At 71.5% G+C, this 14,056-nt stretch carries 11 protein-coding genes; 6 read left to right on the top strand and 5 right to left on the bottom strand.

What is annotated here, in order from left to right; genetic code table 11:
- Positions 1–29 precede the first annotated feature (29 nt).
- A complete protein-coding gene (locus tag ACFY2A_RS01905; RefSeq protein ID WP_387167514.1) occupies positions 30–1,706 on the bottom strand; it encodes a GTPase in 1,677 nt (558 codons plus the stop codon).
- 5 nt (positions 1,707–1,711) lie between these two features.
- The gene (locus ACFY2A_RS01900; RefSeq protein ID WP_387167172.1) at positions 1,712–3,577 is read right to left on the bottom strand and encodes an ABC transporter; all 1,866 of its coding nucleotides are present in this window, start codon (positions 3,575–3,577) and stop codon (positions 1,712–1,714) included.
- Positions 3,578–3,801: 224 nt separating this feature from the next.
- Here ACFY2A_RS01900 and dnaK point away from each other — a divergent pair, with 224 nt between their 5' ends.
- The 5 genes from dnaK to ACFY2A_RS01875 all read left to right on the top strand — a co-directional run bounded on the left by dnaK (position 3,802) and on the right by ACFY2A_RS01875 (position 8,631).
- Positions 3,802–5,679 (top strand): molecular chaperone DnaK, encoded by a 1,878-nt coding sequence (gene dnaK / locus ACFY2A_RS01895; protein ID WP_387167168.1) that lies wholly within the window; start codon positions 3,802–3,804, stop codon positions 5,677–5,679.
- Positions 5,680–5,725: 46 nt separating this feature from the next.
- Positions 5,726–6,487, top strand: coding sequence for a nucleotide exchange factor GrpE (grpE, locus tag ACFY2A_RS01890; RefSeq protein ID WP_387167165.1), 762 nt, complete (start codon positions 5,726–5,728; stop codon positions 6,485–6,487).
- Positions 6,488–6,572: 85 nt separating this feature from the next.
- Complete coding sequence (gene dnaJ, locus ACFY2A_RS01885) at positions 6,573–7,748, top strand: molecular chaperone DnaJ (protein ID WP_363921249.1); 1,176 nt, start codon at positions 6,573–6,575, stop codon at positions 7,746–7,748.
- 28 nt (positions 7,749–7,776) lie between these two features.
- Positions 7,777–8,214 carry a heat shock protein transcriptional repressor HspR gene (locus tag ACFY2A_RS01880; protein ID WP_363921251.1) on the top strand — a complete coding sequence of 146 codons (438 nt, stop codon included), beginning with the start codon at positions 7,777–7,779 and terminating at the stop codon, positions 8,212–8,214.
- 180 nt (positions 8,215–8,394) lie between these two features.
- Positions 8,395–8,631, top strand: a complete 237-nt coding sequence (locus tag ACFY2A_RS01875) for a hypothetical protein (protein ID WP_363921253.1) — start codon at positions 8,395–8,397, stop codon at positions 8,629–8,631.
- 56 nt (positions 8,632–8,687) lie between these two features.
- On the opposite strand, the gene ACFY2A_RS01870 is transcribed toward ACFY2A_RS01875, so the two are convergent.
- The 3 genes from ACFY2A_RS01870 to ACFY2A_RS01860 form a co-directional block, all read right to left on the bottom strand.
- On the bottom strand, positions 8,688–9,116 hold the full coding sequence (locus tag ACFY2A_RS01870) for a hypothetical protein (RefSeq protein ID WP_093403754.1): 429 nt from the start codon (positions 9,114–9,116) through the stop codon (positions 8,688–8,690).
- A 206-nt stretch (positions 9,117–9,322) separates the two neighbouring features.
- Positions 9,323–10,534, bottom strand: coding sequence for a cation:proton antiporter (locus ACFY2A_RS01865; protein WP_387167160.1), 1,212 nt, complete (start codon positions 10,532–10,534; stop codon positions 9,323–9,325).
- A gap of 6 nt (positions 10,535–10,540) precedes the next feature.
- A complete protein-coding gene (locus ACFY2A_RS01860) occupies positions 10,541–11,041 on the bottom strand; it encodes a cation:proton antiporter regulatory subunit (protein WP_363921257.1) in 501 nt (166 codons plus the stop codon).
- A gap of 407 nt (positions 11,042–11,448) precedes the next feature.
- Between ACFY2A_RS01860 and clpB the strand changes: the two genes are divergently transcribed.
- Entirely contained in the window at positions 11,449–14,040 is a 2,592-nt protein-coding gene (gene clpB, locus ACFY2A_RS01855; RefSeq protein WP_387167156.1) for an ATP-dependent chaperone ClpB, read from the top strand.
- The last annotated feature ends 16 nt before the right edge of the window (positions 14,041–14,056 follow it).

The following is a 14,056-nucleotide window of genomic DNA, read 5'->3' as shown; positions in this document are numbered from 1 at the left end:
GCGGGGTCCAGGAACGTTCAGCGGCCGGGTCAGCGGTGTCGGGCGACCTCGAGGACGGTGCGTGCGTCGGCGTGCGCGGCGATGACGGCGCGCACCGGGGCCAGCACCTGCTGTTCGCCGACGCCGGCGACGGCCCGGGTGAGCTGCGCCTCCGCCCGGTGACGGGCCCGCCGGGCGGCCCACCGCACCAACGGGCGGGTAAGCGCCGCGACGAGCAACCCGGTCAGCAACCCACCGAGCAGCAGCAGGGTCGGTACCGGTACCTCACCGACCATCGGGTGCCGCAACTCCGGCAACCCGAGTGCCCGCATCGCGTAGCCGAGGACCAGCCAGCCCAGTCCGACCGCCGCGGCGAGCGTCACCAGCCACTGCACCCAGCCGACCAGTCGCCACCAGGCACGGGGACGGTCGACGCCGAGATCGGTGCCGGCGAGTGCGCCGTCCAGGGCGTCCGGCAGGTCGCCGAGGCGGGACCGGGCCGCCGTGGCCATCGCATCCGGCCAGGCGTTCGGCAGGCCGGCGCCGGCCTGCTCGGCCACCGTCCGCAGGGCCAGGGCCAGCGCTGACTTGTCGGCCGCGCTGGGCTCGGGCACGGAGGTGGCGGCCACCAGGCTCTCCGCCGGGTCACCGCCGGCCCGCCGGTCGGGCAGGTGCAGCCGGCGCAGCGGGTCGGCCCGCAGCCGCCGCCAGAGCCGCATCAACGGCCAGCCGGTGGCCGCTGCGGCGCGATGCCGGTACGCCTGCTCGACCGCCGCGACGACGGTCGGCACTCCCGCCGCCTTGCACAGGGCGCGGTCCAGCGCGGTGACCGCGGGATCGTCGGCGGCGAGTGCGGTGCGGGGTGCGCCGACCATGTGGTCCAGCGCGGCGACGACGGCGTCGACGTCACCGGAGAGACGACGCAGCGCGGCCTGTCGTTCGGCGACGGTGCGCTCCAGCGCCGCCCGCAACCGCTCCGGGCCCTCCGGGTCGGCGACGGTGGTGGCCAGCAGGGGTACCCCGTCCAGTCCGTCCGCGTCGAGCAGGCGGCGCAGATCGGCCAGTACCCGGGGCACCTCGGCCGGCGGCAGCCGGTCGGTCTGGTTGAGCACGACCAGGGTCACGTCCCGGTGCCGGTGGAACTCGCGGAGGTAGCTGCGGTGCATCAACCGGTCGCCGTACTTCTGCGGGTCGACCACCCAGACCACCAGGTCCACGAGGCCGAGCAGCCGGTCCACCTCCAGCCGGTGCGAGTGCTCGACGGAGTCGAAATCCGGCAGGTCGAGCAGGATCAGCCCGTGCAGCGTGGACTCGTCCTCGCCGTCGAGCAGGCTCTCCCGTACGAACCGGTGGCGGGGCAGCACGCCGAGCCAGTCGAGCAGCCGGGTGCCCCCGTCGAGCGGGCCCCAGACGCAGGCGTGTGTGACACCGGTGGTGGGCCGGCGTACCCCGACCGGTGAGAGATCCATCCGGGCCATCGCGTTGAACAGGCTCGACTTGCCGCTACCGGTGGCTCCGGCCAGCGCCACCACGGTGTGGTCGCGGGAGAGTGCCAGCCGGGTCCCGGCGCGTTCGACCAGGGTGCGGGCCGGTACCAGCGGGGTGTCCGGCAGGTGGCCGTCGACGATGCCGAGGAACCGCCGCACCGCCTCCAGCCGGGCGACCAGTTGGTCGGCGTCCACCCGCCCGTCGGCGATGCGCAACGCCTCGCGGAGGCGTCCGCCCATGCCGGTCACGGCCGCTCCCCCTCGGTCACCGGGGCGTCGACGCCCATCTTCTGGGCGCTGAGCGTGGGTGCGGCGTCGGCGAAGCCGCTGCGCAACCGGGCCGCCTCGACCCGTTCGGCCGCCTGGCGCAACGCCGTCGCGGTCCGGCCCGCCGGTCGGGCCTGCCGGGTCCGCGCGAGATAGCGGCTGGCCTCGTCGTCCAGCAGCACCGTCACCCGCTCCAGCAGATCCTCCCGGGCCTTTCTGGCCAGCGCACGCACGGCCTGATCGCCGAAGATCGCCTGAAGCACCGCCTGACCGGCGAGGGTGGTGCCGGCTCCGGTGGCGACCTCCAGCCCGGTCGGGATGAAGGCGGTGGAGGCGAACACCGCGATCATCACGGCCAGCCCGGTGGCGTTGACCGCGTACGCGGCCGTCCGTGCCACGAAGCGTCGGTCGCCACCTTCGGCCCGGACCAGTTCCAGGACGCCGCGCTGCCAGTCGCGTACCAGGCGCTCGGCGCGCTGCGGCAGGTCGGCGGAGTGGTGGGCGAGGTCGGGTTCGAGCAGGGCCGCGCCGGCCGGGTGCGCCTTCCATCCGGTGTACGCGTGCTCGGCCGCCTCGGCGGCCACCCCCCGCAGCAGGGTGACCAGTTGCGACTCGATCGCGTCCCGCAGCTCGACCGCGGGGGCCGGGCGGCGGGAGAAGGAGGCCATGACGCGGTCCCGCAGCCGGCCGATCCGCGCCTCAAGGGTGCGGAAGAGGTCGCTGGTGCCGATGAACTCCTGCCAACGGGCGAGCACCTCGCCACGGAGCAGTCGACCGTCGCGCAGCCCCTGCTCGACGGTCCGGTTCGCGGCCCGGTACGCCGCACGTACCCGGTCGTCCATCGCGTCGGCGGCGGCGGCCTGCTCGTCGACGGCGAGGGCCAGGCTCTCGACGGTGGGTTGCAGCAGGGCCAGCGCGCCGCCCAGCGTCTGCCGGACCACCGCCGAACGGGCCTCCGCGTCGGCGGCGAGTCGGGCGAACCAGTCGGCCAGCGGTGCGGTGCTGCGGCCCGGTAGCAGCCCCTGCCCGTCGACCCAGGTCTCCGGGAGCACGAACAGGGGGGCCGCGTCGAGACCCTGCTCGGCGAGCATCTCGGCGAGATGGGCGGCCACCTCGTCGGTCGCCTCCGCGGGCACCCGGTTGAGCACCAGGGCGAGTACCGCACCTCTGGCCCGGGCGCCGTGCAACAGCTCCCAGGGGACGGCGTCGGCGTACCGGGCGGCGGTGGTGACGAAGAGCCAGAGGTCGGCGGCGGCGAGCAGCTGGTTGGCCAGCGCCCGGTTGGCGTCGACCACCGAGTCGATGTCGGGGGCGTCCAGGAACGCCAGCCCCGGCGGGAGCGCCGGGGCGGTGACCAGGTGCAGGGTGCGGGGATCGTCGCTGGGCTGGTTGGTGCGGGTCAGCCCGGGCAGTAGCTCGCCCCGGCGGAACCAGGCCGAGTCGGCCGGATTGCAGACCAGTACCGGGGATCGGGTGGTGGGCCGCAATACCCCGGCCGCGCTGACCCGGGCCTGCACCAGGCTGTTGACCAGGGTCGACTTGCCGGCGCCGGTGGATCCGCCGACTACCACGAGCAGCGGTGCGTCGAGGCGGGCCAGGCGGGGCAGCAGGTAGTCGTCGAGCTGGTCGGCGAGGGCGGCGACGGTGCGCGCGGCCAGCTCGGCCGAGGGCAGGGCCAGCGGAAACCGGGCCGCCCCGATCGCGGCGCGCAGGCTGGTCAGAGCGTCGGGCAGGGTGTCGTCCCCGGTGGCCGCGGGCCGGTCCTCGCCGACGCCGGTGGACCCGGTGCGGGCTGCGACGGCGGGCGCGCCGGACGGTGAGGCGGAATCGCCGTGCGTCGTCACCGCTAAAGCGTGCCCGACCGACACAAGGTAAGACAACCGGTCGGTAGGACGGACGACTTGCGTCGATCCGACTCAACCTTGACTTGACGATTTCCGGGGGCGTGGCACTATTGAGTCAAGTTCACTCAACTTGAGGTGGGGTCGCTGCGGACGGACGGCATGCGCCGCGCAGCGGGACGGGAGGGCCCGTCACCTGCTCAACGTAACGAAGCGAGGAAGCGAAGATGGCACGTGCGGTCGGTATCGACCTCGGCACGACGAACTCCTGCGTCAGCGTTCTGGAGGGCGGTGAGCCCACCGTCATCGCCAACGCTGAGGGCTCGCGGACGACCCCGTCGATCGTCGCGTTCGCCCGTAACGGCGAGGTGCTCGTCGGTGAGGTCGCCAAGCGCCAGGCGGTGACGAACCCGGACCGGACGATTCGCTCGGTCAAGCGGGAGATCGGCACCAACTGGTCCGTCGACATCGACGGCAAGAAGTACACCCCGCAGGAGATCTCGGCCCGGACGCTGATGAAGCTCAAGCGGGACGCCGAGGCCTACCTGGGCGAGCAGATCACCGACGCGGTGATCACCGTCCCGGCGTACTTCAACGACGGCCAGCGTCAGGCCACCAAGGAGGCCGGTGAGATCGCCGGCTTCAACGTGCTGCGGATCGTGAACGAGCCGACCGCGGCCGCGCTGGCGTACGGGCTGGACAAGGGTTCCAAGGAGCAGACCGTCCTGGTCTTCGACCTCGGTGGTGGCACCTTCGACGTGTCGCTGCTGGAGTTGGCCGAGGGCGTCATCGAGGTCAAGTCGACGAGCGGTGACAACCTGCTCGGCGGCGACGACTGGGACCAGCGGATCATCGACCACCTGGTGAAGACCTTCCGGGGCGAGCACGGCATCGACCTGTCGCAGGACAAGATGGCGATGCAGCGCCTCAAGGAGGCCGCCGAGAAGGCCAAGATCGAGCTGTCCGCCGCCACCACCAGCAACATCAACCTGCCGTACATCACCGCCGGTGCCGCCGGCCCGCTGCACCTGGACGTGACGCTCAGCCGGGCCGAGTTCCAGCGGATGACGCAGGATCTGTTGGACCGCTGCAAGGGCCCGTTCGAGCAGGCCGTGAAGGACGCCGGGATCAAGGTCTCCGACGTCGAGCACGTGATCCTCGTCGGTGGCTCGACCCGGATGCCGGCCGTGACCGACCTGGTCAAGCAGCTCACCGGCCGTGAGCCCAACAAGGGCGTCAACCCGGACGAGGTCGTCGCCGTGGGCGCCGCCCTTCAGGCCGGTGTACTCAAGGGCGAGGTCAAGGACGTCCTGCTGCTCGACGTGACGCCGCTGAGCCTGGGCATCGAGACCAAGGGCGGCATCTTCACCAAGCTCATCGAGCGCAACACCACGATCCCGACCAAGCGGTCCGAGGTGTTCACCACCGCCGACGACAACCAGCCGTCGGTGCTGATCCAGGTCTTCCAGGGCGAGCGTGAGATCGCCGCGTACAACAAGAAGCTCGGCACCTTCGAGCTGACCGGCCTCCCGCCGGCCCCGCGCGGCGTGCCGCAGATCGAGGTCACCTTCGACATCGACGCGAACGGCATCGTCAACGTCCACGCCAAGGACCTGGGCACCGGCAAGGAACAGAAGATGACGATCACCGGTGGCTCCTCGCTGCCGAAGGACGACATCGAGCGGATGCGCCGGGACGCCGAGGAGCACGCGGAGGAGGACAAGCGCCGCCGCGAGGAGGCCGAGACCCGCAACGTGGCCGAGGCCCTGCAGTGGCAGACCGAGAAGTTCCTCGCGGAGAACGGTGAGAAGCTCCCCGCCGAGAACCGCGAGAAGCTCAACGAGGCCCTCGGTGAGCTGCGCGGCGCTCTCGGTGGCAGCGACATCGAGAAGATCAAGTCGGCGCACGAGCGGCTCGCGCAGGTCTCCCAGGAGGCGGGCTCGCTGCTCTACGCCCAGCAGGCCGAGCAGCCCCAGGAGGGCGGCGAGGCCGGTGCCGGTACGGCCGGTGCCGCCGGTGCGGCCGGCGGCGCGCAGGCCGGCGGCGCACGGCCCGGCGCGGACGACGTGGTCGACGCGGAGATCGTGGACGAGGACAAGAAGTGACGGTCCTGGCCACCCGAGCGCCCGGGCAGAGGGATGAGGTAGTCGTATGACGGAGAAGCCACGAGCCGCCGACCCGGGTGACACCGGGTCGGCGCCGGGTGGCTCGGCGTCCGAGCCGGCCACCGGCGACGCGCCGCGGGTCGTCATCCGCAACAATCGCAAGATCAGTCAGATCCGCGAGCCCGACGGTACGGCGGCGGACGCCGGACCGGACGTGCCAGCGGAGGGCCTGGTCGAGGAGGCCGAGGTCGTGGTCGACTCGATCGAGGTCGAGGCGAGCGCGCTCAGCGACGCGTCCACCGAGGGACCGCCGGTCGTGGACGCGCCGGCACAGCCGGTCGGGGAGCCGTCCGAGCCGGCCACCGGCGGGCTGGGTGCCGAGTTGGAGGCACTCCGCGCCGAGCTGGACGAACGCACCCGCGACGTGCAGCGGGTGTCGGCCGAGTACGCCAACTACCGCAAGCGGGTCGAGCGCGACCGTGGCCTGGTCACCGAGCAGGCGACCGGGTCCGTGCTCGCCGCGCTGCTGCCGATCCTGGATGATCTCGACCGGGCCCGGGAGCACGGCGACCTGGTCGGCCCGTTCGGTTCGGTGGCCGAGCAGCTCGTCACGGCGCTGGGCAAGTTCGGGCTGACCCCGTTCGGCGAGCAGGGCGATCCGTTCGACCCGACGCGGCACGAGGCGGTGGCGCACCAGACCTCGGCCGACGTCACCGAGCCGACCTGCGTGCAGGTGATGCGTCGGGGCTACCAGGTCGGTGAGCGACTGCTGCGGCCCGCGCTGGTCGCGGTCGCCGACCCCGAATAGTGCGCGACGGTGATCCGGCCGCCCCGCTCGCCGAAACCCGGCGGGCGGGGCGGACCGGGCCCGGAGGTGGGGAGGAGGTGTACGGGTGAGTTCGAAGGACTGGATCGAGAAGGACTACTACGCGGTCCTGGGTGTGGCGAAGACCGCCCCGGCTGATGAGATCAAGAAGGCGTACCGCAAGCTGGCCCGCGAGTCGCACCCGGACCACAATCCCGGCGACGCCAAGGCCGAGGAGCGCTTCAAGGCGGTGTCCGAGGCGTACGCGGTGCTCGGCGACGACGCGAAGCGCCGCGAGTACGACGAGATGCGCTCGCTGTTCGGCTCGGGCGCGTTCCGGCGCGGTGCCCGTCAGGGCGGCCAACCGGGCGGTGCGCCGTTCGACGTCTCCGACCTGTTCGGTGGCGCGCAGTCAGGTGGCGGCCGGTTCGCCGGTGGCAACATCTCCGACCTGTTCAGCTCGATCTTCTCCGGTGGCGGCGGGGGTGCGGGCGCGCCGGGTCCGGCCCGGGGCCGGGACATCGAGACCGAGGTGGCGCTCGATTTCAACGACGCGGTACGCGGCGTGACCCTGCCGCTGACGCTGCGCGCACCCGGTGTCTGCGACACCTGCCACGGCAACGGTGCCAAGCCCGGGACGCTGCCACGCACCTGCCCGGTCTGTCACGGTGCCGGGGTCACCAACCGGAACCAGGGTGCGTTCAGCTTCTCCGAGCCCTGCCGCAACTGTCAGGGCGTGGGCACGGTGGTGGACGAGAAGTGCCCGGAGTGCCAGGGCACCGGCGGGGTCACCAAGACCCGGACGCTAAACGTCCGCTTTCCCGCCGGGGTTGCCGACGGCCAGCGGATCCGGCTGGCCGGCCGAGGCGAGCCGGGTGAGCGCGGCGGTCCGGCGGGTGATCTGTTCGTGCACGTGAAGGTCCGCCCGGACGAGGTGTTCGGGCGCACCGGCGACGACCTCACCCTGACCGTGCCGATCACGTTCGCGGAGGCCGTCCTCGGCACCGACCTGCGGGTACCGACGCTCGACGGTCCGGTGACCCTGCGGGTGCCGGCGGGTACGCCGAGCGGCCGCATCCTGCGGGCCAGGGGCAAGGGCGTCAGCCGGCGGGACGGACAGCACGGCGATCTGCTGGTCACCCTCGACGTGGTGGTGCCGGCGGGGATCTCGGACGAAGCGCGGGCCGCGCTGGAGACGTTCGCCGAGCAGACCCCGCCGGCGGCCCGGGAACATCTCGACGCGCGGGTGCGTCGGTTCGGTTGATCGGTGAAGCGGTGCGGAGGTGAGCGGGATGGACGGGTTCGTCGGCTCGGATGACCCGGCATACGAGGCCAAGGTGCTGATGATCTCGGTTGCGGCGCGGATGGCGGGTATGCATCCGCAGACGCTGCGCCAGTACGACCGGCTCGGCCTGGTGCAGGCCGGGCGGGCGGCCGGTGGTGGGCGGCGGTACAGCGTCCGGGATGTGGTGCTGCTGCGCGAGGTGCAGCGGCTCAGCCAGGACGACGGCGTCAACCTCGCCGGGATCAAGCGGATCATCGGGCTGGAGCAGCTGCTGGAGCAGGCACAGCAGCGGGTCGCCCAGCTGGAGGCTGAGCTCGACGCCGCGTACCGCCGGATGGCCGAGCTGGAGTCGCTGGCCCGCTTCCCCGGCCGTGATCTCGTTCCCACCAACCAGACCTCGACCGCCCTGGTGGTCTGGCGTCCCCGACGCAGCCCGGGGCGCTGACGCCCGTTACGGCAAAGGGGGGTGGCTCCGACCTCGGGGCCACACCCCTTTCCGCTTCTCCGCAGGCGCTGCACCGCTCGTGTTTTCGCAAACCCGAGCGCGAGACAGGTTGTCTCGACTAGTCTTCAGAAATCAGGTCTAAACCATCTCAATCCGGACTCCGATCTGGCGGGGGGAGCCATGACGGAATCGGCGAGGAAGGTGGCCGAGGAGACGGAGCAACGCCTCGACGACCTGGCGGAGAACGTCCAACACCGGTTCGACCGGCTCACCAAGGGACGCTTCGCCGACCAGATCCAGGCCGGCAGGTTCAGCGGCAAGGGCGATCGGGTCGCCGCGGGCAGCGGTCGGGTCGGTCGTGGTGCCGGCCAGGTGCGCAGCGACCAGCACCGGCGCGAGCGGGGCGGGTCGCGCTGACGCTCCGCCGACGTGCGGGCCGGGAGCCACGGGGGGTCCCGGCCCGTTCGGCACGTTCAGAGCCTGCGGTTCTCCCGCACCAGGCCGCCCTCGCACCACTCCCGGTACACGAAGAGCTCCGGCCGGGTCAGCAGCACCCGACTGTTGTGCGCCCAGGTGCGCATCATCTCGTCGCCGTTGCGTTCGGCCTGGTCGACCAGCTTCCGGAAGCGACGCTTCGGGTGTGCCCGGAAGTTCGTCCGGATCCCGTCGGCGGCGTAGATGTAGAGACAGTGCAGCGCGAACCGACGCGCCGGACAGCGGGTGTCCATGGCGAGATCGAACAGCGTCGTCACCAGCCGGTCACCGGAGACCAGCAGGTCCCAGTCCGGCGGCATCGACGTCAACGGGACCGAATCGGGGTGGTAAGCCCACGCTCGCAACTCCGCCGGGGTTGGGTCGACGGGGTTGGCGAAGCCGTGGAACGCTGACTCCTGCACGCTCACCGGCCAACCTTCCGCTTTCGCCCGCGGGGGCGTCCGCCCACCGCGAACCCTGGCTGCTGGGGCGACACGTTAACGCGGTACCGGTGAGTACCGGTAGCCCCTGCGGGAAGCAATTCGGCATCTCTTGGTCGGCGACGCCCTCCGGACGGTCGAATCGGCCGGTCCGACGGTCACGCTCGGTCCGAGGGTCACGCTCGATTCGACGGTCAAGCTCGGTTCGACGCGGCCGCCGCCTGGGCCCGCTGCGCTGCCGCCCGGGTCCGCAGCCAACCCTTGAACCAGGCGAGGTCGGGTAGCCGGGCCAGCACCGGCCCGGTGACGACCGTGATCAGCACGTACGTCGCCGCCAGCGCCGCCAGCTTCGGTGAGACGCTGCCGGAGGCCACCGCGATTCCGGCGATGACGATGGAAAACTCGCCCCGGGGTACCAGCGCCAGGCCGGCACGCCAGCGACCCGGTTCGGCGATGCCCACCCGTCGCGCGGCCAGGTAGCCGGTCAGCGTCTTGGTCCCCATGGTGGCCAGCGCGAGCAGCAGCGCGGGCAGCAGCACCGGCGGGATGTGCCGTGGATCGGTGGCGAGGCCGAAGAAGACGAAGAACACGGCGGCGAAGAGGTCCCGCAGCGGAGTCAGTAGCTCGGTGGCGTGGTGGGCGACCGGCCCGGAGAGCGCGATGCCGACCAGGAACGCGCCCACCGCCGCCGACACCTGCAACTTCGCGGCCACCCCGGCCACCAGCAGGGTCAGTCCGAGCACCCCGAGCAGCAGTGCCTCGGCGTTGCCGGCCGACAACGCCCGGGAGAGGACGTTGCCATAACGCAGGGCCACCACCAGCACCGCGATCACGGTCAGCACCGCGACGGCGAGGGAGACACCACCCTTGACGAATCCGACTCCGGCCAGCAGAGCAGTAAGCAGCGGCAGGTAGAAGGCCATTGCCAGGTCCTCGACCACCAGCACGGAGAGGATCACGGGGGTCTCCCGGTTACCGAGCCGGCCCAGGTCGGCCAGGACCTTGGCGATCACCCCGGAGGACGACACCCAGGTGATCCCGCCGAGCACCACCGCAGCCAGCCAACCCCAACCGAGCAGCAGCGCGAATGCCGCGCCGGGCAGCGCGTTCAACAGTGCATCGAGCAGTCCTGCCGGCGCGGCCGACCGCAGGCTGCCGACGAGTTCGTCGGCGGAGTACTCCAGGCCGAGCATCACCAGCAGCAGGATCACACCGATCTCGGCCCCGATCGCGAAGAACTCCTCGCTGGCGCTCAACTCCAGCACGCCGCCGTGACCGAAGGCCAGCCCCGCCAGCAGGTAGAGCGGGATCGGGGAGAGCCCGACCCGGCGGCCCAGCCGGCCGAGCAGTCCGAGCAGGAACAGCAGCCCGCCGACCTCGATGAGCAGGGTGCTGAAATCGTGCATCGGGGCTCAGCCGGCGGGATCGTCGGCGGCGAAGATCGCGCTCGCCCCGTCCAGGCCCTGCCGGTTGCCGACGATGACGAGTACGTCGCCGGCGGCGAGGCGGAAGGTGGGTACCGGCGAGACGATCACCTCACCGGCGCGCAGGATCGCCACGATCGAGGCGCTCGTACGGGTGCGCACCTTCGCGTCACCGAGGGGCCGGTTGACGTAGGTGGAGGAGGCCGGGACGGCGATCTGCTCGGTGAGCAGGCCGGCGGCCTGCTCGCGCAGCCCGGAAAGCTGCCCGAGGATCAGCGAGGCACCCAGGATGTCGGCCAGCGCCTCCGCCTCGTCGTCGGTGAGTGGGATGTCCGCCGAGCAGCCGTCCGGGTCGTCCGGGTCGTACAGGACGAGGTCGCGGCGACCGCTGCGGTGGGAGACGACCCCCAGACGCCGGCCGGATTCCGTCATCATGTCATGACGTACGCCGATCCCTGGTAAGGCAGTCTGTTCGACACGTACTCGCACCCGGGCAACGCTACCGGCAAGCCGCCGGGCGTACGGAGCCGGCGCAGCGGTACAACCTGCGTGCCGGAGGCTGGACGGCTCAAGCACGCTCGGTGAGGCGGCAGGTCAGCGGAGGCCGGTCGACGCGGCTCACGGTCACCGCGACCAGGCAGCCCCGCTCGGGGTGGTCGGATGAATTTGCAAACCCGCTTCCCGGCGAGCCGGGGTGATGCATTGCTAACGCGGTGTGACTATTCGATCTTCAACAGAGGTGGCGAGGTATATCGAGTGTGTTGCGAGGTGGGTGCGAACCTGATGCCGACGGCTGATGTCTAACAAGTGATGCAGCTCATACCGCTGGGGTTGAGTGGAATAGACTCAACTCTGGTTCTGTCGGTACCAGTGGACACACCGATCCAGGGGAGCCCATGAACACCGAACGCCTCACCACCAAGAGCCGCGAGACCATCACCGGTGCCGTCGCCCTGGCCAACCAGCGCGGGCACGCCACCGTCGAGCCGTGGCACCTGCTGTTCTCGCTGCTGGACACCGAGGGCTCGACCGCTGCCGGCCTGTTGCGCGCCGTCGGGGCCGACCCGACCGAGCTGCGCCGGGCCACCCAGCGGGCCGTCGACGCGCTGCCCGCCGCCCGCGGCTCCAGCATCGCCGAGCCGACCCTGGCCCGCGAGTTCGTCAATGCCATCGGCGCCGCCGAGCAGATCGCCCGCCCACTGGGCGACGAATACACCTCCACCGAGCACCTGCTCGCCGGGCTCGCCCGGGTCGGCGGGGCCGTGTCCGCCGCGCTGAAGGCCGCCGGTGCCACCGAGGAGAGCCTGGTGGCCGCCTTCCCGACGGTACGCGGCGGGGATCGCCGGGTGACCACCGCCGATCCGGAGCAGACCTACCAGGCGCTCACCAAGTACGGCGTGGACCTTACCGCGAGCGCGCGGGACGGCAAGATCGATCCGGTGATCGGCCGGGACTCCGAGATCCGCCGGGTGATCCAGGTGCTGTCCCGACGTACCAAGAACAACCCGGTGCTGATCGGCGAGCCCGGTGTCGGCAAGACCGCGATAGTCGAGGGCCTGGCCCAGCGGATCGTGGCCGGCGACGTGCCGGAGTCGCTGCGCGACAAGAAGCTGGTCTCGCTCGATCTCGGCGCCATGGTGGCGGGCGCACAGTACCGGGGCCAGTTCGAGGAGCGGCTGAAGTCCGTCCTTGAGGAGATCAAGAACTCTGACGGGCAGGTCATCACCTTCCTCGACGAACTGCACACCGTCGTGGGTGCCGGCAAGGGCGAGGGCTCGATGGACGCCGGAAACATGCTCAAGCCGATGCTGGCCCGTGGTGAGCTGCGCATGGTCGGCGCGACCACGCTCGACGAGTACCGCGAGCACATCGAGAAGGATCCGGCGCTGGAGCGCCGCTTCCAGCCGGTGCTGGTCGGCGAGCCGACCGTGGAGGACACCATCGGCATCCTGCGCGGGCTCAAGGAGCGCTACGAGGTGCACCACGGCGTACGCATCACCGACGCCGCCCTGGTCGCCGCCGCCGCCCTCTCCGACCGGTACATCACCGACCGGTTCCTGCCGGACAAGGCGATCGACCTGGTCGACGAGTCCGCGTCCCGGCTCCGGATGGAGATCGACTCGCGTCCGGTCGAGGTGGACGAGATCGAGCGGGCGGTGCGCCGGCTGGAGATCGAGGAGATGGCGCTGGCCAAGGAGCCGGACGCGGCGTCCGCCGAGCGTCTGGAGCGGCTACGCAAGGAACTGGCCGACAAGCGCGAGCAGCTCACCGCCCTCTCCGAGCGGTGGCAACTGGAGAAGAGCCACATCACCAAGCTCTCCACCGCCAAGGAGGAACTGGAGCGGCTCGGTGGCGAGGCCGAACGGGCCGAGCGTGACGGCGAGCTGGAACGCGCCGCCGAGCTGCGGTACGGCCGGATTCCCGCCCTCCAAGCCGAACTGGCCACCGCCGAGGAGGAGTTGGCTCGGCTCCAGTCCGCCGGCGCGATGCTCAAGGAGGAGGTCGGCGCGGACGACATCGCCGCGGTGGTCGCCTCCTGGACCGGCATTCCCGCCGGTCGACTGCTGGAGGGTGAGACCGCCAAGCTGCTGCGGATGGAGGAGTCGCTGCGCGGGCGCGTGGTCGGCCAGACCGAAGCGGTCGCCGCGGTCTCCGATGCCGTCCGCCGGGCGCGTGCCGGAGTCGCCGACCCGGACCGTCCGACCGGCAGCTTCCTCTTCCTCGGCCCGACCGGTGTCGGCAAAACCGAGCTGGCCAAGGCACTCGCCGAGTTCCTCTTCGACGACGAGCGGGCCATGGTCCGCATCGACATGAGCGAGTATGGCGAGAAGCACTCCGTGGCCCGCCTGGTCGGTGCACCGCCCGGCTACGTCGGCTACGAGGAGGGCGGCCAGCTCACCGAGGCGGTGCGCCGCCGGCCGTACTCGGTGATCCTGCTGGACGAGGTGGAGAAGGCCCACCCGGACGTCTTCGACATCCTGCTCCAGGTGCTCGACGACGGCCGGCTCACCGACGGCCAGGGGCGTACGGTCGACTTCCGCAACGCCATCCTGATCCTCACCTCGAACCTCGGTTCGGCGGTGATCAGCGATCTGACGTTGGCCGAGGAGCAGCGCCGCGAGGGCGTCCTGGCAACGGTCCGGGCGCATTTCAAGCCGGAGTTCCTCAACCGACTCGACGACATCGTGGTCTTCGCCGCCCTGCACGGCGACAACCTGCGGGCCATCGTCGACATCCAGCTGGCGCGGCTGGGTCGGCGTCTCGCGGACCGCCGGTTGACGTTGGACGTCACCGAGGACGCCCGCGGCTGGCTCGCCGAGCACGGGTACGACCCGATCTACGGTGCCCGGCCGCTGCGTCGGCTGGTCCAGTCGGCGATCGGCGACCAACTCGCCAGGGCCCTGCTCGCCGGCGAGGTCCGCGACGGCGACACGGTGCGGGTCGACCTCCGGGACAGCAAGGACGGCCTGTCGGTCACGTCCAGCTGAACCCGTCGCACCCGGC

Origin of the sequence: Micromonospora sp. NPDC000442, from assembly GCF_042898635.1 — a bacterium.
Taxonomy (GTDB): domain Bacteria; phylum Actinomycetota; class Actinomycetes; order Mycobacteriales; family Micromonosporaceae; genus Micromonospora.
This window is presented reverse-complemented; position numbering and strand designations above follow the sequence as displayed.